The organism is Nonomuraea monospora, assembly GCF_039531895.1.
GTDB lineage: Bacteria > Actinomycetota > Actinomycetes > Streptosporangiales > Streptosporangiaceae > Nonomuraea > Nonomuraea monospora.
In genome coordinates, this window is sequence record NZ_BAAAQX010000026.1 from 1 (window position 1) to 18373 (window position 18373).

Genomic DNA, 18373 nt, shown 5'->3' on the forward strand with positions numbered 1-18373 from the left:
GTGGGCGTGGTGGGTGGGCGTGGTGGGTGGGCGTGGTGGGTGGGCGTGGTGGGTGGGCGTGGTGGGTGGGCGTGGTGGGTGGGCGTGGTGGGTGGGCGTGGTGGGTGGGCGTGGTGGGTGGGCGTGGAAAAGGGTCGTGCCCGGGTTCAGGTGGAAACCCGGGCACGACCCGTGGGACTTCAGTAGTGCAGAACTAGCACTTGTTACGCAGCATCGCGGCATCCAGCTCGAACCGCAGCTTGTCGGCGGACTGCCCCCGCTTGGCGGCGGCGTCGCCGAGGGACTCAAGCCGCTTGGCGGCAGGCCCGTAGTTGGCGCTGCTCAGCGACTGCTTCTTGGCCAGCGCCGCCTGGGTGCCCAGGTTCACCTCGTCGGCGATGTCGCGGATCTTGCTCGGCCGGGCGAACGCCAAGTCGACCAACGCGGCCTGCACGGAGCGGGGCAGCTTGTCGAAGCTCTCGATGCCCCGGCGCGTGACCAGTTCCTTGGCCTCCTCGTACGAGGCGTCGAAGAGCGCGTTCACCTGCTCCTCGGTCAGCTCGCTCGCGCCCGCCTTGAGGTCGTCGAACGCCTTGCCGGACTTGACGTCGTCCAGCTCGGACGGCGCCGTGGTCTCCTTCAGGATGCCGTTGATGATGGTCCGCGCGTCGCCGCGGTCCAGGTCGAAGCCGATCCCGATGGTGACGCTGGTCCGGGTCTTGCCCTTCTTGGTCTTCACCGTGACGGTCTCGGCCTTCGTCCGCACGCCTTCACGCTTGATCAGCATCTGCTTGACGCTGCCCTTGTAGAGCGTGGTGAACGGGCAGCGGAGCTGCTCTTCGGTGAGGTCGGCCATGGTCTCCTCGGCGCCGGTCGCCGTCTCCTCCGTGCCTTCCTCGGTCTCGTCGGCGTCGTCGTCGGACGTCTCGGTGTCGTCGGTCTCCGTGGTGTCGTCGGTCTCGTCGGTGTCGGTCTTGTCCGTCACCTCGGTGCCGTCGGCCTGCTTCACGTCAGAGTCGGCGTCAGAGTCAGAGTCGGCGTCGGACTCCGTGGTGGTGGAGTCGTCGGACTCGGTGGTGGTGTCGTCCTCGCCGGTCTCCGAAGAGGTCTCCGAAGAGGTCTCCGAAGAGGTCTCCGAAGAAGTGTCGGAGGAGGTCTCCGAGGAGGAGTCGTCCGACTCGGCGGGGTCGTCGGCCTCGTCGGCGACGCTGATCTCCTCGGAATCCGCGTCCGCCGCCTCCGAGTCGGCGGCCTTGGTGGTGGTGGCCGCGGCCGAGGCGCTTTTCTTGGCCGCCGCCGCCTGAACCATGGCCAGATCCGGGTCGTCGGTCTGGAGCTGTGCCGTCGCGACCCCTATGGTGAGCCCCGTTCCGCCGAGCGCCAGCACGCCGGCCAGGGCGGCGTACGTGATGCGTCGCCTTGAGCGAATATGCATTTAGTGCCTCCGTGAGGGACTTGGTCCGTCGGACCTTCCTGAAGGCCTTGGTAGGGCCCCGCACGTTGACCAGCCAGGGGGTTTTGTCCGAGATCGTCCAGTGGTCGCCCATGGCGCTCCGCCACATGGCCAGAGGACGGCCGCCGGAAGCGTCCAGCCGCCGTACGACATGCGTGGACATCGCCGTACAGACGGGACAGCGCCGCTCTCCGCGGTCCCGTCAGGAACCGTGGGCGCCGGAGTGAGGGGTGTCCTGCTGAGAGGTCGGTGACGATCGCCCCGGCGGCGTGGAGCTGCCGCCACCAGGGGCGCCGGTCAGCCGTACGCCTTGGCGACGCCGTCGAGCAGGTGCTCCAGGGTGTCGTAGGACGGGATGTCGACCATGTCGATGAGGTCGGCCGCGACGCGTACGTCATGCTCCGCGGCCACCTCGGCGAAACGGGCGGCGTCACCCGAGCGGAACCCGTGCCCGGCGGCGAGCCGCTGCAGTTGCGGGTCGGTGCTCAGCAGGCGCCCGAGACGGTCGCCCGAGGGGCCGAACGGCACCAGCGTGTGCTTCGACAGCACCGTCGGCGACGGGTACAGCAGCACCATGCCCGGCTTGAGCTGCCCGCGCGCGGCGGCGTCCACGAACTGCGCCTCGTAGATCCAGACCAGCGGCGACGGGCCCATGCCGACCGTCAGGTACTCCTCGAACGGGCCCTCCGAGGTGTCGTCGGTGTATCCCTGGCCGGTGAAGAGCGGCGTCACCAGCGGCAGCACGGCCTTCTCCGCGGCGGCGCCGTGCACGACCTTGCCGCCGTTGGCGACGTAGCTGGTGGTGGCCAGGTACATGGCGGCGGAGTTGGAGGTGCGGGGGTCCGTGGTGGAGATCAGGATGTTCTTGTCCACCGGGTAGGTCGAGTTGCCCTTGAGCTGGTCCCACTTCTGGCCCGAGGTGACCAGGTCGAGGTGGCGGCTGACGTCGAACGTGGGGACCGGGGTCTGCTTGACGACGTTCGCCTTGGTGAGCAGGTCGGCGATCGGCTGGAACGTGGCGATCGCCATGGGTGAGGAGAACGGCGTGTACTTGGTGCCGGCCTTGCGGCTGCGCTGGATGTGCTCGGCCGCGGGGGCGCTGGAGGGGAAGGCGAAGTCGTAGCCGGTGAGGTCCATGGAGGTGGCGATCTGGCGGGAGCCCGCCGGCTGGATCTCGACCTTGAGGCCGTGGGCCGCGAGGGCCTTGACCACCTGCGGGTCCTCGAAGAAGGCCTGCTTCTCCGAGCCGATGACGCCTCGGACGGTGGTGAGGGGGGTGGCTGAGGTGGTCTCCTCCTGGCCGAGGTTCACGACGACGAGGACGGTGGCGAGCACGGCGACCGCGGCTACGGCGCCGACGGGGAGCAGCAGCTTGCGGCTGGGCGTTCCCGGTGCGGGTGTTTCCACCGTCGGCGCTTCTGCGGGCGCGTCGGGTTCCGCAGGCGGCTCGGCCGGTGCGGGGGCCTGGGTGAGTGCGGAGGCCTCGGTGAGTGCGGAGGCCTCGGTGAGTGCGGAGGCCTCGGTGAGTGCGGGGGCCTCGGTGAGTGCGGAGGCGCGCGTCGGGGCGTCCGTCTGTGGCGGGGCGCTCAGCTCGGCGCGGGCCAGGCGCTCCGCCAGGACGGGCACGAAGTCCCGGACGGGAAAACCGTCGAAACTGCGATATGCGGCCTGCATCACCCGCTCGACGTGCTCGGCGGGGTGGGTGTCCGCGAAAACCTCAACCAGGTGATCGGTGGTCCGGCGAATTGCCTGTTCCTCGCGGACGTTGTCGACACTCACAAATATCTCCCCGACGTCGCATTTGTCGTATTTCACGGCAAGCCATCAGGGCCTGCCCGAGCGCCGGGACCCCACCATATAGGCATTTTCGGTCATGTTGATAATCATGGCCACCCTTTATGTGAAGCCATAAAAGATGACATTGACTGTTCATAATCGGAAGCCATTTGTTCACGCCGACCTGTTGCCGCCTACGGTGAGGTGCGCGTGAGGGTGAACCAGTTGAGGTACCAGCCCGCCTCCCCCGCCGGCGCGGAGATGGTCAGGGTGTTCACGCCGGGCGCCAGCGTCAGCGCAGGTCCGGTCGTCACTCCCCAGCCGCCCTCGAACAGAGTGGTGGCGGGGTAGGTGGTGGAGCCGGCCCTGACGTGCACGCGGCCGGTGGCCGCGCCGCGCATGCGGGCCCGGTACGCGATCGTGTACTGCCCGCCGCGCGGCGCGAACACCTCGTACGTGACAGGCGTCCCCGGATGCCCGGCCGTGCCGGTGTCGTCGGCGAGCACCCGCCCCTCGGTCTGGTACGAGTTGTCCGCCCCCTTGTCGGCGCACTGGCTGGTGCCCCAGCCCCACATGCACTTGTGCACGTACGCGTGCGAGTCGACCTTGATCGTCGTCCCCTGGGTCAGGGTGGTGGCGGTGGTCGTGGTGTGCTCGGCCTCGATCGTGACGCGCTGTCCCTGCTCGACGGGCAGCACGGCCGGGGCCGGGTCGAACAGGGCGCCGGGGTCGGCGGTGACGAGCCACTGGTCCAGCTCGGCGTAGGCGTTGTCGCTGCGGCACGGCCCCTCGACGGGCGCGGCGCAGCTCGGCGCGACCCGCTGGCCGAGCCAGTAGAAGAAGCGGCCGGAGGCGTCGAAGCCGCCGAGCCGGGTGTCGGTGATCGACTCGCGGGACGGGTCGGCGGGGTTGGCGCCGACGGGCAGCCGGGAGCGTCCGGGGTCGGCGAAGGCGCCGATCGTGAAGGACATGGCGCGGCCCTGGCCGCTGGTGCGGATGGCGAGCATCTCGCCGCTCGCGCCGAGCGTGACGAGGTCGCCGTTGGCCGGGTTGTACGCGACGCCGGTGGCGGGGCCGGTCTCCGCGCCCTGGAGCAGGTCGTAGTCGGGCGGGCAGGTCAGGCCCCACACGGTGGTGCCGCCGGAGGTGGAGGTGTAGGCGTCCCAGGTCTTGGCGGGGTCGTAGGCGCAGCTCTGGCCGCCGATGTTGTGCTGCCCCGGCCGGCGGGCGTAGACGGCGAGCGGGCCGTTGCCGAAGCCGCGGCTGCGGCGGATCCACAGGTTGCCGTCGCCGTCGTAGGCGCTGGCACTGTAGCCCCAGAACTCGCCGCCGCCGCTGCGGTCGCCGGCGATGAGGGGCGCCGAGACGGGGGTGATCGTCCCGGTGGCGGCGTCGTAGCTGAACTCGATGACGGGGTTGTGCACGTTCCAGGCGTCGAAGACGGCGGTGAAGCGTTCGTCGCCGAGCGTGCCGGCGGGGTCGGCCTCGACGGCGAGCACCGACAGGTCGGCGTAGTCGTCCGGGGCGGCGGTCTGCGGGTTCGGGAAGCGGGGAAGCTGGTAGTGGCCGCGGATCCGGGCGGTGTACCGGCCGGCGGCGTCGGGCCCCTCCACGCGCAGGACGACGATGGCGCCGTTCTTGTTCTCGTCGCCGGTGCCGGAGGTGTACTGCGCGACCACGAGGTCCTGGGACGCGGGCAGGAGCGACATCTCGTTCATGCCGCGGCAGTAGGGTGCCGAGCCGCCGCACGCCGCCTGGCCGAGGGTGGCGCTGGAGTCGCGGAGCTGGGCCGCCGTCCACTGGTTGCCGTCCGCGACCTGCCAGTGCCCGCCGGTCTTGGTCAGGACGCCGAACGTCGGCCAGACGCCCTGCCCGTCGTGATCGCTCTGGTTGGGTGCGAAGACGGTGAACGCGATCGCCTCGCCGCCGTCGATGGCCTGCAGGTCGGCGATGGAGCTGCCGCCCGGCGAGGCGGGCGGGTACCTGCCGTGGGTGGCGCCGGTGGTGGAGCGGATCCGGATGTTCTCGTACGCGCGGCGCGCCGGGTCGAACGACATGATCACGCTGTCGTCAGCCGTCGGGAAGAAGAAGACCGCGTTGTGGTCGAGGCCCGCCGTGAAGATCGTCCCGTCGGCGGCGACGGCGGAGAAGAACGCGCTCTGCCCCGGCGGCACGTCCCATCCGGCGACCGGCGAGGCGCCGATGGGCTGGCCGGTCGGCGCCGTGCCGCCGTCGGTGAGCGTGCCGAACGTGCCGGGCGCGCCGTAGACCTGCACGGCCCGCGCGGGCGGGACCTGGCCGCAGCGCTGCGCGGCCTCGGTGATCTTGGCGGTGTAGACGAGCTTGCCCGCGAGGTTGAGGTGCAGGTTGTCGGTGTCGAACCAGGGCTGCGCGGCGTCGCGCTGATGCTGCTTCGCCTCGGCGGCGAAGTCGAGCAGGGTGAAGGAGTCGGAGCCGTCGGCGGCGGCGATCCAGCGCAGCACGTCGTTGAGCGGGGTGGCCGCGGCGGCATAGTTGGCGCTGTAGACGTTGCCGTGCTCGGGCGCGGTGATCGCGACCAGGCAGCCCGTGCCGGTGGTCATCTCGCCCAGCACGGCCAGGAGCTTGTCGTACACGGCCGCCCAGCGGGCGTCGCGCTCCTGCTGGGTGGCGCCCAGCGCGACGTGCAGGGCGTCGTTGGCGCCCAGCGCGACCACGAACCCGCTCGTCTCGTGCTCGGTGAGCCCGCGGAACTCGTCGAGCAGGTAGCTGCCCGCCTTCGCCAGGCCGGTGCCGCCGCCGTCGGTCCAGCGGCGCCCGCCCTGCCCCTCGACCTCCGCGAGCAGGCCCGCGGTGTTGAGGTTGCCCTCCACGTAGCCCTGAACGCCGTGGGCGGCGTTGTAGTCGGTGTCGTTGAGCTGCTGCACCAGGCTGTCCCCGAGCACCGCGATCCGCGGCCGGCCGGGCTGCCCGTGCGCGTTGGCGTACGGCGACAGGTAGATCTGGCAGCCCCCGTCGGGGGCGACCAGCCGCGGCGACAGGTACGTGGCGACCGGCTGGCCGCCGACGCCGGCGAGCGTGCCGGTGACCTGCTGGAACGGCGCCGCCTGCGGGGTGCTCGGCGGCCACTGGGCGGGGACGTTGTCCCAGCGCAGCTCCCACTGCGACCCGCCAGCGTCGGCCGTGCCTGAGCCGTCGGTCCTGGTCAGGCCGGTCACCCTGGCGAGCGGGCCGTAGACGGAGTCGGACACCGTCCACGCCGCCCGCCAGGTGACGCCGCCGGCCGTGCACGCGCTCGACCCCGCCGCCGTGTCCGCCCAGGCGGGAGCGGCTCCCGTGGCCAGGACGAGTAACAGGACGACTAAGGGCGCCAGGAATCGCGACGACATGGCCATCGACCGCCTCGGGACGGGGGTTTGACCGGGACTGTACGTCGCGTCCAATAGGTCGCCTAGACCTAACGGCGCCAAGCCCGCGTGTTGTACGGGGCGTAGGCGCGGTGGACGGCGGGCGAGAAGGCGCCGACGGCCGCGCCACGCGGGAGGGCCGTGCGGGAGGGCCGTGCGGGAGGGCCGTGCGGGACGAGCGTGCCGACGAGCGTGTGGGAAGGCCGCGTGAGAAGGGCGGGCGGGACGGGCTGCGGGACGGGCTGCGGGACGGGCAAGATCGGACGTGACCGTCCGCCTCCGGCAAGGGAGCCATGACCGTGACCGCCGCGTTCGACCCCGTCCGGCCCCTGATGGGGGTCGAGGAGGAGTACTTCGTCGTCGATCCCCGCACGCGCGAGGTGGCGCCGGGAGCCGGGCCGGTCGTCCGGCGGGCCGCCGGGGAGCTCGGCGACCTGGTGTGCACCGAGATCACCCAGTTCCAGGTGGAGGCCAAGACGCCGCCCACCGCCGGCCACGAAGGGCTGGGGCGGGAGCTGCGGCGCATGCGGGACGTGGTCGCCGCCGCCGCGCGGGCAGAAGGGCTGGCCGTGGTCGCGTCGGGCACGCCCGTGCTGGGCGACGCGGTGCCGCCGCCCATCACCGAGGACCCCCGCTACGACCTCGGCATCGAGAACTACCGGGCGCTCCACGACGAGCAGGCCATCTGCGCCGGTCATGTGCACGTGCACCTGCCGGAGCGGGAGCTGGCGCCGCTGGTCTGCAACCACGTGCGGCCCTGGCTGCCCGCGCTGATCGCGCTCATGGCCAACTCGCCGTTCTGGACGGGCCGCGACACCGGTTACGCGGGGTGGCGGGTGCTGTCCTGGAGCAAGTGGCCGGTGGCGGGGCCGCCGCCGTACCTGGAGAGCCTGGAGCACTACGAGAGCGTGGTCGCGGCGCTGAACGCGAGCGGCGCGCTGGTCGATCCGGCGACCGTCTTCTGGGACGTGCGGCCCTCGCCGCGGCTGCCGACCGTGGAGGTGCGGGTGACGGACGTGCCCGCCTCGGCGCGCGAGTCGCTGCTGCTGGCGCTGGTGGTCAGGGCGCTGGTCACGGTGTCGCTGGGGCGGGTGCGTGACGGGGATCCCGGGCCGCGGACGCCGGGCGAGCTGCTGCGGGTGGCGTACTGGCGGGCGGCCAGGGACGGGCTCGACGGGCACGGCGTCGATCCGCACACCGGGCGGGCGGTCCCCGTGGCGGAGATCGTGGCGGGGCTGCTGGAGCACGTGCGGCCCGCCCTGGTGGACAGCGGCGACCTGGAGACGGTCGCGCGGGAGTGGCGGTGGTTGCGCGAGGCCGGGAGCGGGGCCGCCCGGCAGCGCGCCGCGCTGAAGACGCGCGGCTCCTTCGAGGGCGTGGTGGACGATCTGGTGGAGCGTTTCCTCTCCTAGCCGGGCAGGTGCTCGGACAGGAAGGCGCGCAGCGGGGCGACGTGCCGTACCGGGTCCTGCCAGCGGGCTTGCAGATCCTCCAGCAGGTGCCGCTCGGCGATCTGCTCGCCGCGCCGCCAGACCCGGACGACGGGATGCAGGAAGGCGCACTCGTCGGCGCGGTCCGGCGTCGGGTGGCGTCGGATGGCGAACACGTCGGGGTGCCGGTCGCGCGGGCCCCAGCGCAGGGTGACGGTGAGCAGCAGGTCCTCGCCGGCGAAGCGGGAGACGGCGTAGTCCTCCGGCAGGTCCTCGTAGTGCCGCGCCGTCCGGCTCGCCGCGTCGATGACGTACGCGTCCGCCAGGTACTCGAACTGGGTCCACAGCGCCGAGCTGTGGTTGACCCGGCCGAGCACGTCGTCCGTGAGCGGGCCGGCGTCGGCGGGCAGGTCGCGCGAGCGCAGCGGCACCCCGTCGTAGCGTTCGCGCAGCAGCGCGGCCAGGGTGCGCAGGTTGTAGCGGAAGCCGTCGATGAACGCGGAGGAGGCGCGCTTGAAGTCGCGGGCCTGCATGAGGGTGCCCGCGAAGTACAGGCCGTCCACGTCGGCGGACTGGAAGTCGGGGCGGATGGCCGGGATGCGGCCGTTCGGCGCCAGCCCGGGCCGGCAGGACTCGCCGAACAGGCCGGTGTCCATGGTGAAGCCGGTGCAGCGCAGCACGGCGTCGTAGTCGAGCACCGCCTGCTCGCCGTCGGCCAGCGTGTACGTGATCGCGGCGCGGAAGCCGCCGTCCTCGCGCCAGATCCGGTCCACCGTGCACTCCAGCACGGCGTGCAAGGTCTTGAACCAGTAGCTGTCCAGCAGCGCGCCGTACTGGCCGCGCACGTGGCCGGGGTGCTTGCTGGTCCAGGTCAGCCGTACGGGGCTGGGGCTGGCCAGGTGGATGACCGACGCGTACGGCAGCAGCGCCTGGGCCGTCTCGAACGCCGAGTTGCCCTTGCCGACGATGAGCACCCGCTTCCCCGCGAAGCCCTCGCCGCCGGACGGGACGTCCTCGTAGCCGGTGGCCAGCTCGATGCCGGGGATGGCGGGCACGTGCGGGCCGCCGAACCCGGTCGCCACGATCACGCAGTCGGCGCGGTAGACGTCGCCGTCCGTGCGCACCGTGAAGCGGCCGTCCTGTTTCTCCACCCGCAGCACCGGCGTGGAGTAGCGCACCCGCAGGTCGTGCACGCGCTGGAAGTCGGCGAGGTAGCGCAGCAGGTCGTCGGCGTGCGGGAAGTACTCCTGCGAGTAGCTCGGGAACGTCAGCTCCGGGCCCTCGTTGAGCAGGGAGTTCCAGTCCCAGCGGAGCTGGATCTCGCGGTCCTTCTCGCCGGTGTGGACCTTGTTCAGCGAGATCAGCCGCCGATGGCGCGGGTAGCGGCGGAAGAAGCCGCCTGGCGACTCCTCCCGCTCCAGCGTGACGTAGTCGGCGCCGGCCCGCTGCAGGAAGTGGCTGAGCTGGAGCCCGCCGGGGCCCGCGCCGATGATCAGGTAGCGGTGGTCGTGCGTCACCCCAAGTGTCCCGCCTGCTGCGGGGCGGGCTGAGGGGCGGGGTGACCGTAGCCGTGCGTCACGATGCGCTCGGCGGAGGTGGCGTAGAAGGCCGGGTCGTCGGGGGCGTGCGTGGCCAGGCCGTCCACGTACCTGTTGAACATGCAGAACGCCGCCGCGATCAGCACCGTGTCGTGGAGCTCGCGGTCGGTGGCGCCCTCGGCCTTGGCCGCGTCCACCAGGTCGCCGGTGACCTCGCGGCCGCTCCTCTGCACGGCGGCGGCGATCGCCAGCAGCGTCTGGAGCTTGGGCGAGATCTCGGCGCCCGCCTCGCCGGCGCGTACCCGGTCGACCAGGTCCATGCCGCCGGGGAGCTGGGCGGCGGCGAACGCGGCGTGCGAGGCGGTGCAGTAGCGGCACTCGTTGAGCCCGGACACGTACGCGGCGATCAGCTCCCGCTCGCCGCGTGTCAGCGTGTTGTCGCCGCGCAGCAGCGCTTCGGCCAGGGCGTTGAGCGGTCCGGCCGTCTCGGGGCGGAAGGCGAAGAGGCCACGAATTCCGGGCTCACCAGAATCGATGGTGATGTGGGGCATTAATGCTCCTCATTTTCGGCCGGGTTGGGTCGGTCACCTCCTGCATGATCGGGTGGTCGCTCATCCACTGTCAACGTCCCCTTTTTCTCGATTTATGCGCCTATTCCGGACGCCTTCTTGTTTTGCGGATCTACGCAGCGTAGGGTCGCGAACGGCCCATAAGCCCTGTTTGCGATGGACGGAATCCATGACCGAACATTCCAGCATCACTGTCGCCAGCGGTTTCTACGACGCCCTCGCCAAGGGCGACTTGGACGTACTGCGAGACCTCCTCACCGACGACGTCGTCTTCCACGTCCCGGGCCGCGGCCCGATGGCCAAGGACTACCGGGGCAAGCAGGAGGTGCTCGGCTACCTGGCCCGGCTGGCCGAGGCCGCCTCGGGCGGGCTGCGGCTGGAGCCGGAGGACTTCCTGGCCGGCGGGGACCGCGTGGCCGCGGTGCTGTCGATCCGGGGTGAGCGGGACGGCCGCACCCTCAACGACCACGGTCTCCAGCTCTTCCGGTTGAGCGGCGGGAGGATCAGCGAGCGGACGAGCTACCCGTACGATCCGTACTCGGTGGACGAGTTCTTCGCCTGACGGAGGTCTCGGGCGCGGGCGCCGCACGGAGCCCGCGCCGCAGGTTTTCCCGGGGGTTCTCAGCAGGCCTCCTCCAGCGCGTCGTTCCAGGTGGCCACGTACCCGCCGGTCAGCCGGGCCCGCTCGGCGTAGTGCTCGGGGTCGTCGCAGGCCAGCGTGGCCAGGCCGTCCACGTACCGGTTGTACATGCAGAACGCCGCCGCGATCAGCACCGCGTCGTGGATCTCCTCGTCCGTGGCCCCCTCCTGCCTGGCCGCCGCCACGTGCTCGGGCGTCACCTCCTGCCCGCCGCGCTGGACGGCCGCCGCGATCGCCAGCAGCGCCTTGAGCTTGGCCGGGACGGGGGCGCCGCGCAGATCGTTCCGTACCTGGTCGACCAACTCCATGCCGCCGGGGACGCGGACCGCGGCGAAGGCGGCGTGCGTGTGGTAGCAGAACCGGCACTGGTTGAGCGACGACACGTAGGCGGCGATCAGCTCCCGTTCGCCCCTGGTCAGGGTGCCGTCGCCGCACAGGAGCACCTCGGAGAGCAGGTTCAGCGGTTGCGCGGCCTCCGGGCGGTAGCGGAACAGGCCTCGAATTCCCGGCTCGTCCGAACGTAACGTGATGTGAGCGGATCTGCCGCCGGCGTGATTGACGAATTCGCGCCAGCGCGGTGGCCCATTCACGGTATTGCGGTTATCCAAAAAAGTGACGTTCGTCATTTTGTGCCCTTCGTCGTCGGTCGGTGTCACGGCACTTTCAGTGTGCGGTGATCGGGGTGGCGGGTGTGGGGTGTGGGCGGCCAGCAAGGTGCAGGGCGGTGGCCGCTTCCTGCCAGGGCGCGGATCACGGCGGGCCAGGCGGTGGAGAGCGGGTCGATGAGGGCGAAGTGGCCGGCGTCGTCGATCTCGGTCAGCTCGGCACCCGCGCGGATCGCGAACCTGCGGCTCATGTCCACGGGCACGAGCCGGTCCCTAGCCCCGTGCACCAGCGCCACGCGCACCGCGAGGGCGGGCCGGTTTTGGGCGGGAGCGGGCCTTGCCGCAGGGGCGGGCCTCAGCGCAGGGGCGGGGCTCAGCGCAGGGGCGGGGCTCAGCGCAGGGGCGGGTCGGGGGGCGGGGGCGGGTGGCAGCAGGCGGGTGGGGTCGGTGCGGGCGAGAAGCTCCGGGCGGCCGTCCAGCAGGCGCGCCGCCGCACCGTCGCCCAGCCCGCGGGTGTACGCCTCCCCCAGGTCCGACAGCGCCGCCAGCCCCACCACCGCGTCGATGGCGGGCTCACCCTTCCACGGGCAGGAGGCGGGCAGCCGGTGGCGCAGCGCCGACCAGAGGGCCAGGTGCCCGCCCGCCGAATGCCCCGCCACGACGATCCCCCGCCGCTCCCGCACGACGAGATCAACGGCGGCGGCCACGTCGTCGAACGTGCCGGGGTAGCCGCCGCCCTCCTGCCCCAGCCTGCGGTACTCCGGCACGTACACGCGGTGCCCGAGGGCGGCCAGCGCGACGGCCATGGGGCGCGCGTGCGTCCTGTCGTACCGCGACAGCCAGAACCCGCCGTGCAGCAGGACCACCGCCGGCGCGGTCTCCCGTGGCGGGAGGTGCACGTCGATGACCTGGTCGGGGTGCGGGCCGAAGCGGATCACGCGGTCGGGGTCCCTGACGGTTCTGGTCAGCAGTTCGTGGAAGGACATGCGGCGAGCGTAGGTCGCGGCGGTGGCGTGGCGCCCTGGCCCGGCGTGGCAGGAAGGTGCCGTGCCGGTGCAGCAAGGGGACCTGGCGGGACGCTGCCCGGCGCGGCAAGGGTCGCGCACCATGGTCGGGAGCGTGAAGCCACGTCAGGGGAAGGCGCTGCCATGTCAGGATCTGGCACCTCAACGACGCCCGGGTGGGCGGTCCGCAAGGTCACGGTGATCGGGTGCGGGTTGATCGGCACGTCGGTGGCGCTCGCCCTGCGGCGGGCCGGCGTGCGCGTCGCGCTCGCCGACCGGGACCCGGGGGCGGTGGCGATGGCCGTGAACAGGGGCGCGGGGGTGCCACTGACGACGGGCGCTTTTGCACAGGCAGGCGCTTCGGCACAGGCAGGCGCTTTGGCACAGGCAGGCACGTGCGCGAAGGCAGGCAGGTGCGCGAGGACAGGGACGTGTGCAGAGGCAGGCAGGCGCACGGAGGCAGGCACGTGTGCGAAGGCAGGCGCGTGTGCGGAGGCGGGCGCCTCGCTGGAGGCGGGCGCGACCGTGCCTGCGGATGTGGTGGTGATCGCCACGCCGCCCTCCGCCGTCGTGCCCATGCTGCGGTGGGCGCAGGAGCGCAGGCTGGGCGTGCTCTACACGGACGTGGCCAGCGTCAAGGCGCGGCTGCTAGCCGAGGCCGAGGCCGCCGGATGCGACCTGGAGAGCTTCGTCCCGGGACACCCGATGGCCGGGCGCGAGTCGTCAGGGCCGGCCGCCGCCAGTGCCGACCTGTTCGAGGGGCGGCCGTGGGCGGTGTGCCACCATCCGGCGCTGTCACCGCACGCCGTCAGGGCCGTGACCACGCTGGTGACGGCGTGCGGCGCCCGGGTGGTGCCGATCGAGCCGGAGGATCACGACCGGGCCGCCGCCGCCGTGTCGCACGCCCCGCACGTGGTGTCGTCGACGCTGGCGGCGCGGTTCGCGGGGTCGGGTGAGGGGGCGCTGGTGCTCGCCGGGCGCGGTCTGCTGGACGTGACGCGGGTGGCGGGCGGGCCGTCCGGGCTGTGGCGCGACATCCTGGAGCACAACGCCGAGCCCGTCGCCGACGTGCTGGAGGCCGTCGCCGACGACCTCAACTCCGTGGTGGCGGCGCTCCGCTCGGCCGACCCGGCGCTCCTGGGCGCGCTCACCGACGTGCTGGGCGCGGGGAACGCGGGACGTTCGCGCATCGTCAGCTCGTGGCCGGGCACGGCGGGCGGGCCGCACGGCAGGCGCGAGACGGCCGCCACCGGTTGACGGGAAAGCACACGGGGCAACACACAGGGGAAGCAGCTTCGGCGCCCTCACACGTACAGCGTGTGCGGTGGCAGGCCGCACAGTGTGCGGCCGTACAGTTCGGCGCCCGTGGCCGGGTGGGTGAGGCTGTGCAGTGACAGCGTCCCCAGGTCGCGGGCGATCCGGTGCAGCGGCTCGTCGTCGCGCACGGACGTCTCGTCCCCCGCCGCCGCCAGCGTGTCGGCCGCCAGCCGCCCGAGCCTGCACACCTCCCCCGCCTCCGCCCGCGCCCTGGCCCGCTCGGCCAGGCTCCAGTCCTCGCCGCGCGCCGCCTTGCCGTCGAGGAGCCCGGCGAGGCGGCGCGTGTGGAACTCCGCCTCGTCGATCTTCATGGTGGCGTCGGCGACCCGCAGATGGGTGGTGGGCGCGGCGGCGCGGCTCTCGTAGTCGGTGTCGGCGAGCCTGCCGTACGTGACGCGCTCGGCGAACGCCTCACGGGCGGCGCGGGCCAGGCCGAGCGCGGCGCCGGCGGCGCAGACGGAGGCGAAGGGCACCAGCGGGGCGTGGGAGGCGGAGCCGCGCAGGGCGTCGCGCAGCGGGAGCACCCGGTGGGCCGGGACGAACAGGTGGTCCGCGACGATTCCGGCGCCGCCGCAGCCGCGCAGCCCGGGCGCGTCCCAGCCGTCCACGAGCTTGAGGTCGGACGTCCGCGCGAGGGCCAGGACGTGGGTGGGCCGGCCGTCGGCGCCCACCCGCATGGCGGCGATGAGCTGCCACTGGCTGTGGGCCGCGCCCGCGATCTGCCCCCACCGGCCGTTGACCTCGATGCCTTCGCCGGTCTCGAACGCCATCGCGGTGGGCCGCAGGGTGCCGCTCATGCGCACGTCGCCGCCGGAGAACACGTCCTCCTGCGCCTGGCCGGGGAACATCGCGCAGGCCCAGGCCGCGCTCCACGAGGCGGCGGCGGCCCAGGAGGCGGCGCCGTCGGCCCCGGCCAGCTCGGCCGCGACCGCCGCGACGGTGCCCGCGTCCGCCGCGTAGCCGCCGAAGCGGGCGGGCACGCACAGCCGGTACACACCGGCGAGCGTCATGGCGTCCAAAATCTCCGGGTGCAAGGTCTCGGGGTGCGGGCTCTTGGGGGGCGGGGTCTTGGAGTTGGGGGCGCTGTCGCGTTCGGCGCGGGCGGTCCTGCCGCGCAGGGCCCGCGCCAGGTCCGCGGCGCGGGCGACGAGCTCGGCTCCGCTGGGGGTCGGGAGCTTCAGCATCGCGCCTCCTCGCCGGGCGGCGTCCCCGTCGTCGACGGCGCCCGCCCGTCGTCAACGAGGCTCGCATCCCGCGCCCGCGGGGACATCTCCGAAATTGCTCTGTCCGGGGTGGGGCACGGCGCGAGAACTCCGCATTCCGGCAAGCGGTTACCGTCGCTGCAAGGGGAATCCGAACGGAGTTCATCATGCGACGTATTCGCGTTTCCAAGCCCACCAAGAAGCCCGCGCCCACCTCGCTCGACCTGCGCACACCGGCCGGCAAGAAGCTCCCTTTCTAGGCTGGCAAGAAACGGCGACAGGGAGGCAGCTTCCTGCCGCCGTACCACCTTTCGGCCGCATTCGCCCCAGGCGGATCATGAAGGAAAGCCGAGATAATACGGGTGAGCTGACATGACGATTGTTGCGGAATTCGAGCCTTATCCGATGCCGGACACGGGAGAGCTTCCCGGGAACACCCCGCCGTGGACGCCCGACCCCCGGCGCGCCGTGCTCCTGTTGCTCGACATGCGCACCAGCGTGCTGGACGCCTTCCCGCACGGCGAGGCCCCGCTGCGCGACCTGCTGAGGAACGTCGCCGAGTTGCGCGAGCAGTGCACGCGGCTGCGCGTCCCCGTGGCCTACGCGGCGCAGCCCGGTCTGATGACCGAGCGGCAGCAGGGCTTGCTCAAGGACTTCCAGGAGGAGCGCGGCCCGCGGCTCGACGCGGCGCAGCGGCGCTTCCCCGACTGCGTGGCGCCCAGGCCGCACGACTGGCTCATCGCCAAGCGGCGGCACAGCGCCTTCCACGAGTCCACGCTGCTGTGGCGGATGCGCGAGTCGGGCCGCGACCAGCTCATCGTCGCCGGCGTGTACGCGCACGCCGGCGTGCTGGCGACGGCGCACGACGCCTTCACCCACGACATCCAGCCCTACATCGTGGCCGACGCGATCGCGGACCGCACCGCCGCCGACCACCTGCAGACGCTCCGCTTCGTGGCCGGCTCGTGCGGGGTCACGATGACCACCAAGCAGCTGCTGTTCCAACTGCGCACGCTCTGAGATGCCGCGTACCGCGCCTCGATTCAGGCTGGGAAGAAAACTCCAGGTCAGAATCGAGGTACGCGCATGCGCACGGAAGCTCTGCCCACCGGTCTGAACGCGCGCCATCACAAGGCCGCGCTCACCGCGTTCATGGTCGTCGTGGTCGCCCACTGGGGCGAGCACCTCGCGCAGGCCGTGCAGGTCTACGCGCTCGGCTGGCCGCTGAAGGAGGCGCGCGGCCTGCTCGGCGTGCCGTTCCCGTGGCTGATCTCGTCGGAGTGGATGCACTACGGCTACGCGTTGCTCATGCTGACCGGGCTGATCATGCTGCGCGGCGGGTTCGTCGGCAGATCCCGTACGTGGTGGAACGTCTCGCTCGGCATCCAGGTCTGGCACCACCTGGAGCACCTGCTGCTGCTCGTGCAGGCGCTGGTGGGTGCGAACCTGCTGGGCCGTCCCGCGCCGACCAGCCTGATCCAGCTCCTCGTGCCGCGCATGGAGCTGCACCTGTTCTACAACGCGCTGGTGTTCGCGCCGATGGTGGTGGCGGTGATCCTGCACCGGCGTCCGCGCGTGTCCGAGGGCGCGCGCATGCGGTGCACCTGCGCTGTCGCGCCGAGTTGGTGATGACGCCCGCCAGGCGGGCCCGCCCGTCCGCCTTCTCCGTGGTGCTCACCCTCTTCGCGGGGCTGCTCGTCTATCTGGGGGCGCAGGACGCCGGTACGGTGCTGCGCGCGGCGTTCGCGGAGGGCGAGGCGGGCCGTTTCGTGCCGGTCGAGCTGAGCTGCGTCGAGCATCCCGGGCACGAGTCGTGCGTGTGGACCGGTGACTTCCGCGCCTCGGACGGGATGGTGCTGCGGCGCGGCGTGGAGTTGTACGGCAGCGACCGCGCCACCCAGCAGGCCGGGCGGTCGGTGCCCGCCGTGGACGTCGGCGCGCCCGCCCGGGTGTACAGCCCAGGCGGCTCCGGCGAGTGGATGTTCCGCGCGCTGCTGCTCGGCGCCGCCGCGGCCGTCCTGTGGTTCCTGTACGTGAGGCGGCCCCGCCGCGCCCCGGCCGCCTCTCGCTCATGACGAGGCCCCGCCGTCGTCCCGCCGCCACACCGTCGTGGCAGCAGGACGTGGCGGGGCCCCGGCGTCTCAGGCCGCCACGAGCAGGGCGTCGTCCGCCACGCGCGCCGTGCTGCGCCCCGGCAGCGCCCGCCGCTCGGCCACGGTGACCGTGCTCTCCCGCGTGATGACCGCCACCGCGGCGACGTACCCGTCACCGGGGTGCAGCGAGCGGAAGCGCACGTGCTCGGGGGGCACGTCGAGCGGCCAGCTCAGCAGCGCCGGCTCGGCGAACGGGCCGCTCACCTCCACCTCCGTCGGCGGGACCCGCAGGCCGTGACCGGTGGCCTTCAGCGCCGCCTCCTTGCGCACCCAGAGCCGGACGAACGCCTCGTAGCGCTCGTGGCGGGGCAGCGAGTCGAGCTGAGCCTGCTCCCACGGGGTGAGCGCGCAGCGCGCCAGGTCGTCCACCGGCTCGGCGGGAACGGCCTCCACGTCCACGCCCAGCGGCCCCTCCTCGGTCAGCGCCACCACGACCCGGTCGCCCGAGTGCGAGATCGACACGTGCAGGTGGGCGCCGTCACCCTTGAGCTCCGGCTTGCCGTGGTAGCGGTCGCAGTCCGGGCATGACCGGTCGACCGCCACGTCCTGCGGGCTGGTGCCCAGTTGGGCGGCGCTCGCCGTCCTCAGCAGCCAGGCTCCCGTGACGAAACGGCGGCGGTCGGCGGCGCGGCGGAACCTCGCCGCCCTGCCCAGCTCACGCTCGCTCAGCACCACGGCCATGCTCTCCTCGGTCCGGTCGTCCGGACCCGCCCACCAGATCTGGCACTGTCCCTGTGTCAGCACCGAAGCAATCATCTGTCGTCCTCCCTGGCGTTACGCGTGACAAGACGGTGGCAGCCCACCAGTTCCCAGCGGTCCACTTCCGGATTGGCGAGGATCTCCCGCACCCGCTCGCCCACCTGAGCGCTCGTGAGCGGCTCGTCGGGGCGCACGCGGATGACGATGGCGCCGGTGGCCTGGGCGAGGTCCTTGTGCCATCCGGAGGGCAGCAGCGCCATGATGCGGATGCCGTCCACCGGTGAGGCCGGCAGCGGCAGGCCGTGCGCCTGGCGCATCGTCAACTGGATCACCATGGCGGCATGTCCCTCCGGCCGTGGAGGAAAGTGCGCTTCATGTCGGGCCTCCCTGCTCCTGCGTCATGTCCTCACAGCTCCACTGTGCGGGGGCGGGGGGCGGCGATCGAGGCGTTGGGGAGGCAGGAAGCTGCATGCGGGGCACCGCATGTTGTCAGGGAGGGGCGGTGAGCACACGAAAAGCCCGGCCTCGGTCACGCCGAGGCCGGGCTGGGGGTGGGGGAAGGGCGGGGGCCGGTCGAGTGCGGGGTCAGGGGCGGGCTGAGCGAGGCTCAGGGGACGTCTTG

General features: G+C 72.4%; 16 protein-coding genes. 6 read left to right on the plus strand and 10 right to left on the minus strand.

Going from position 1 to position 18373, the window contains the following annotated elements; all coding sequences use genetic code 11:
• Positions 1–193 precede the first annotated feature (193 nt).
• The 3 genes from ABD331_RS38625 to ABD331_RS38635 all read right to left on the minus strand — a co-directional run bounded on the left by ABD331_RS38625 (position 194) and on the right by ABD331_RS38635 (position 6576).
• A complete protein-coding gene (locus ABD331_RS38625) occupies positions 194–1414 on the minus strand; it encodes a lysozyme family protein (RefSeq protein ID WP_344486650.1) in 1221 nt (406 codons plus the stop codon).
• 315 nt (positions 1415–1729) lie between these two features.
• Complete coding sequence (locus ABD331_RS38630; RefSeq protein ID WP_344486653.1) at positions 1730–3211, minus strand: three-helix bundle dimerization domain-containing protein; 1482 nt, start codon at positions 3209–3211, stop codon at positions 1730–1732.
• 191 nt (positions 3212–3402) lie between these two features.
• Positions 3403–6576 (minus strand): hypothetical protein, encoded by a 3174-nt coding sequence (locus ABD331_RS38635; protein ID WP_344486656.1) that lies wholly within the window; start codon positions 6574–6576, stop codon positions 3403–3405.
• Positions 6577–6887: 311 nt separating this feature from the next.
• Here ABD331_RS38635 and ABD331_RS38640 point away from each other — a divergent pair, with 311 nt between their 5' ends.
• Positions 6888–8006, plus strand: coding sequence for a carboxylate-amine ligase (locus tag ABD331_RS38640; RefSeq protein ID WP_344486659.1), 1119 nt, complete (start codon positions 6888–6890; stop codon positions 8004–8006).
• Here the strand turns inward: ABD331_RS38640 and ABD331_RS38645 are convergent.
• Positions 8003–9541, minus strand: coding sequence for an NAD(P)-binding domain-containing protein (locus ABD331_RS38645; protein WP_344486662.1), 1539 nt, complete (start codon positions 9539–9541; stop codon positions 8003–8005). The two genes, ABD331_RS38640 and ABD331_RS38645, sit on opposite strands and share 4 nt — an antisense overlap.
• Complete coding sequence (locus tag ABD331_RS38650; protein WP_344486665.1) at positions 9538–10113, minus strand: carboxymuconolactone decarboxylase family protein; 576 nt, start codon at positions 10111–10113, stop codon at positions 9538–9540. The genes ABD331_RS38645 and ABD331_RS38650 overlap by 4 nt, the downstream gene beginning before the upstream one ends.
• A 187-nt stretch (positions 10114–10300) precedes the next feature.
• Between ABD331_RS38650 and ABD331_RS38655 the strand changes: the two genes are divergently transcribed.
• Positions 10301–10693, plus strand: a complete 393-nt coding sequence (locus ABD331_RS38655) for a nuclear transport factor 2 family protein (RefSeq protein ID WP_344486668.1) — start codon at positions 10301–10303, stop codon at positions 10691–10693.
• A 59-nt stretch (positions 10694–10752) separates the two neighbouring features.
• Here ABD331_RS38655 and ABD331_RS38660 read toward each other — a convergent pair whose 3' ends face one another.
• Positions 10753–11361, minus strand: a complete 609-nt coding sequence (locus ABD331_RS38660; RefSeq protein WP_344486671.1) for a carboxymuconolactone decarboxylase family protein — start codon at positions 11359–11361, stop codon at positions 10753–10755.
• Positions 11362–11423: 62 nt separating this feature from the next.
• A complete protein-coding gene (locus ABD331_RS38665) occupies positions 11424–12362 on the minus strand; it encodes an alpha/beta hydrolase (protein ID WP_344486674.1) in 939 nt (312 codons plus the stop codon).
• Between the two features lie 315 nt (positions 12363–12677).
• Here ABD331_RS38665 and ABD331_RS38670 point away from each other — a divergent pair, with 315 nt between their 5' ends.
• Positions 12678–13637, plus strand: a complete 960-nt coding sequence (locus tag ABD331_RS38670) for a prephenate dehydrogenase/arogenate dehydrogenase family protein (protein ID WP_344487054.1) — start codon at positions 12678–12680, stop codon at positions 13635–13637.
• 47 nt (positions 13638–13684) lie between these two features.
• Here the strand turns inward: ABD331_RS38670 and ABD331_RS38675 are convergent, their stop codons facing one another.
• Entirely contained in the window at positions 13685–14881 is a 1197-nt protein-coding gene (locus ABD331_RS38675; RefSeq protein ID WP_344486677.1) for an acyl-CoA dehydrogenase family protein, read from the minus strand.
• 423 nt (positions 14882–15304) lie between these two features.
• Here ABD331_RS38675 and ABD331_RS38680 point away from each other — a divergent pair, with 423 nt between their 5' ends.
• The 3 genes from ABD331_RS38680 (at position 15305) to ABD331_RS38690 (ending at position 16974) form a co-directional block, all read left to right on the plus strand.
• A complete protein-coding gene (locus tag ABD331_RS38680) occupies positions 15305–15919 on the plus strand; it encodes an isochorismatase family protein (RefSeq protein ID WP_344486680.1) in 615 nt (204 codons plus the stop codon).
• Between the two features lie 66 nt (positions 15920–15985).
• Entirely contained in the window at positions 15986–16528 is a 543-nt protein-coding gene (locus ABD331_RS38685; RefSeq protein ID WP_344486683.1) for a hypothetical protein, read from the plus strand.
• A complete protein-coding gene (locus tag ABD331_RS38690; protein ID WP_344486686.1) occupies positions 16528–16974 on the plus strand; it encodes a hypothetical protein in 447 nt (148 codons plus the stop codon). Before ABD331_RS38685 ends, ABD331_RS38690 begins: the two co-directional genes overlap by 1 nt.
• A 66-nt stretch (positions 16975–17040) precedes the next feature.
• On the opposite strand, the gene ABD331_RS38695 is transcribed toward ABD331_RS38690, so the two are convergent.
• Together ABD331_RS38695 and ABD331_RS38700 are read right to left on the minus strand one after the other, a co-directional pair.
• Positions 17041–17796, minus strand: coding sequence for a 4'-phosphopantetheinyl transferase family protein (locus ABD331_RS38695; protein WP_344486688.1), 756 nt, complete (start codon positions 17794–17796; stop codon positions 17041–17043).
• Between the two features lie 8 nt (positions 17797–17804).
• Positions 17805–18086 carry a hypothetical protein gene (locus tag ABD331_RS38700; RefSeq protein WP_148432621.1) on the minus strand — a complete coding sequence of 94 codons (282 nt, stop codon included), beginning with the start codon at positions 18084–18086 and terminating at the stop codon, positions 17805–17807.
• Positions 18087–18373 lie beyond the last annotated feature (287 nt).

Excerpts from the sequence above, each read along its gene's own strand:
- ABD331_RS38625 (WP_344486650.1), bottom strand. The coding sequence starts at position 1,414 with ATGCATATTCGCTCAAGGCGACGCATCACGTACGCCGCCCTGGCCGGC.
- ABD331_RS38635 (WP_344486656.1), bottom strand. The coding sequence starts at position 6,576 with ATGTCGTCGCGATTCCTGGCGCCCTTAGTCGTCCTGTTACTCGTCCTG.
- ABD331_RS38640 (WP_344486659.1), top strand. The coding sequence starts at position 6,888 with ATGACCGTGACCGCCGCGTTCGACCCCGTCCGGCCCCTGATGGGGGTC.
- ABD331_RS38650 (WP_344486665.1), bottom strand. The coding sequence starts at position 10,113 with ATGCCCCACATCACCATCGATTCTGGTGAGCCCGGAATTCGTGGCCTC.
- ABD331_RS38655 (WP_344486668.1), top strand. The coding sequence starts at position 10,301 with ATGACCGAACATTCCAGCATCACTGTCGCCAGCGGTTTCTACGACGCC.
- ABD331_RS38665 (WP_344486674.1), bottom strand. The coding sequence starts at position 12,362 with ATGTCCTTCCACGAACTGCTGACCAGAACCGTCAGGGACCCCGACCGC.
- ABD331_RS38670 (WP_344487054.1), top strand. The coding sequence starts at position 12,678 with ATGGCCGTGAACAGGGGCGCGGGGGTGCCACTGACGACGGGCGCTTTT.
- ABD331_RS38675 (WP_344486677.1), bottom strand. The coding sequence starts at position 14,881 with ATGCTGAAGCTCCCGACCCCCAGCGGAGCCGAGCTCGTCGCCCGCGCC.
- ABD331_RS38680 (WP_344486680.1), top strand. The coding sequence starts at position 15,305 with ATGCCGGACACGGGAGAGCTTCCCGGGAACACCCCGCCGTGGACGCCC.
- ABD331_RS38685 (WP_344486683.1), top strand. The coding sequence starts at position 15,986 with ATGCGCACGGAAGCTCTGCCCACCGGTCTGAACGCGCGCCATCACAAG.
- ABD331_RS38690 (WP_344486686.1), top strand. The coding sequence starts at position 16,528 with ATGACGCCCGCCAGGCGGGCCCGCCCGTCCGCCTTCTCCGTGGTGCTC.
- ABD331_RS38700 (WP_148432621.1), bottom strand. The coding sequence starts at position 18,086 with ATGGTGATCCAGTTGACGATGCGCCAGGCGCACGGCCTGCCGCTGCCG.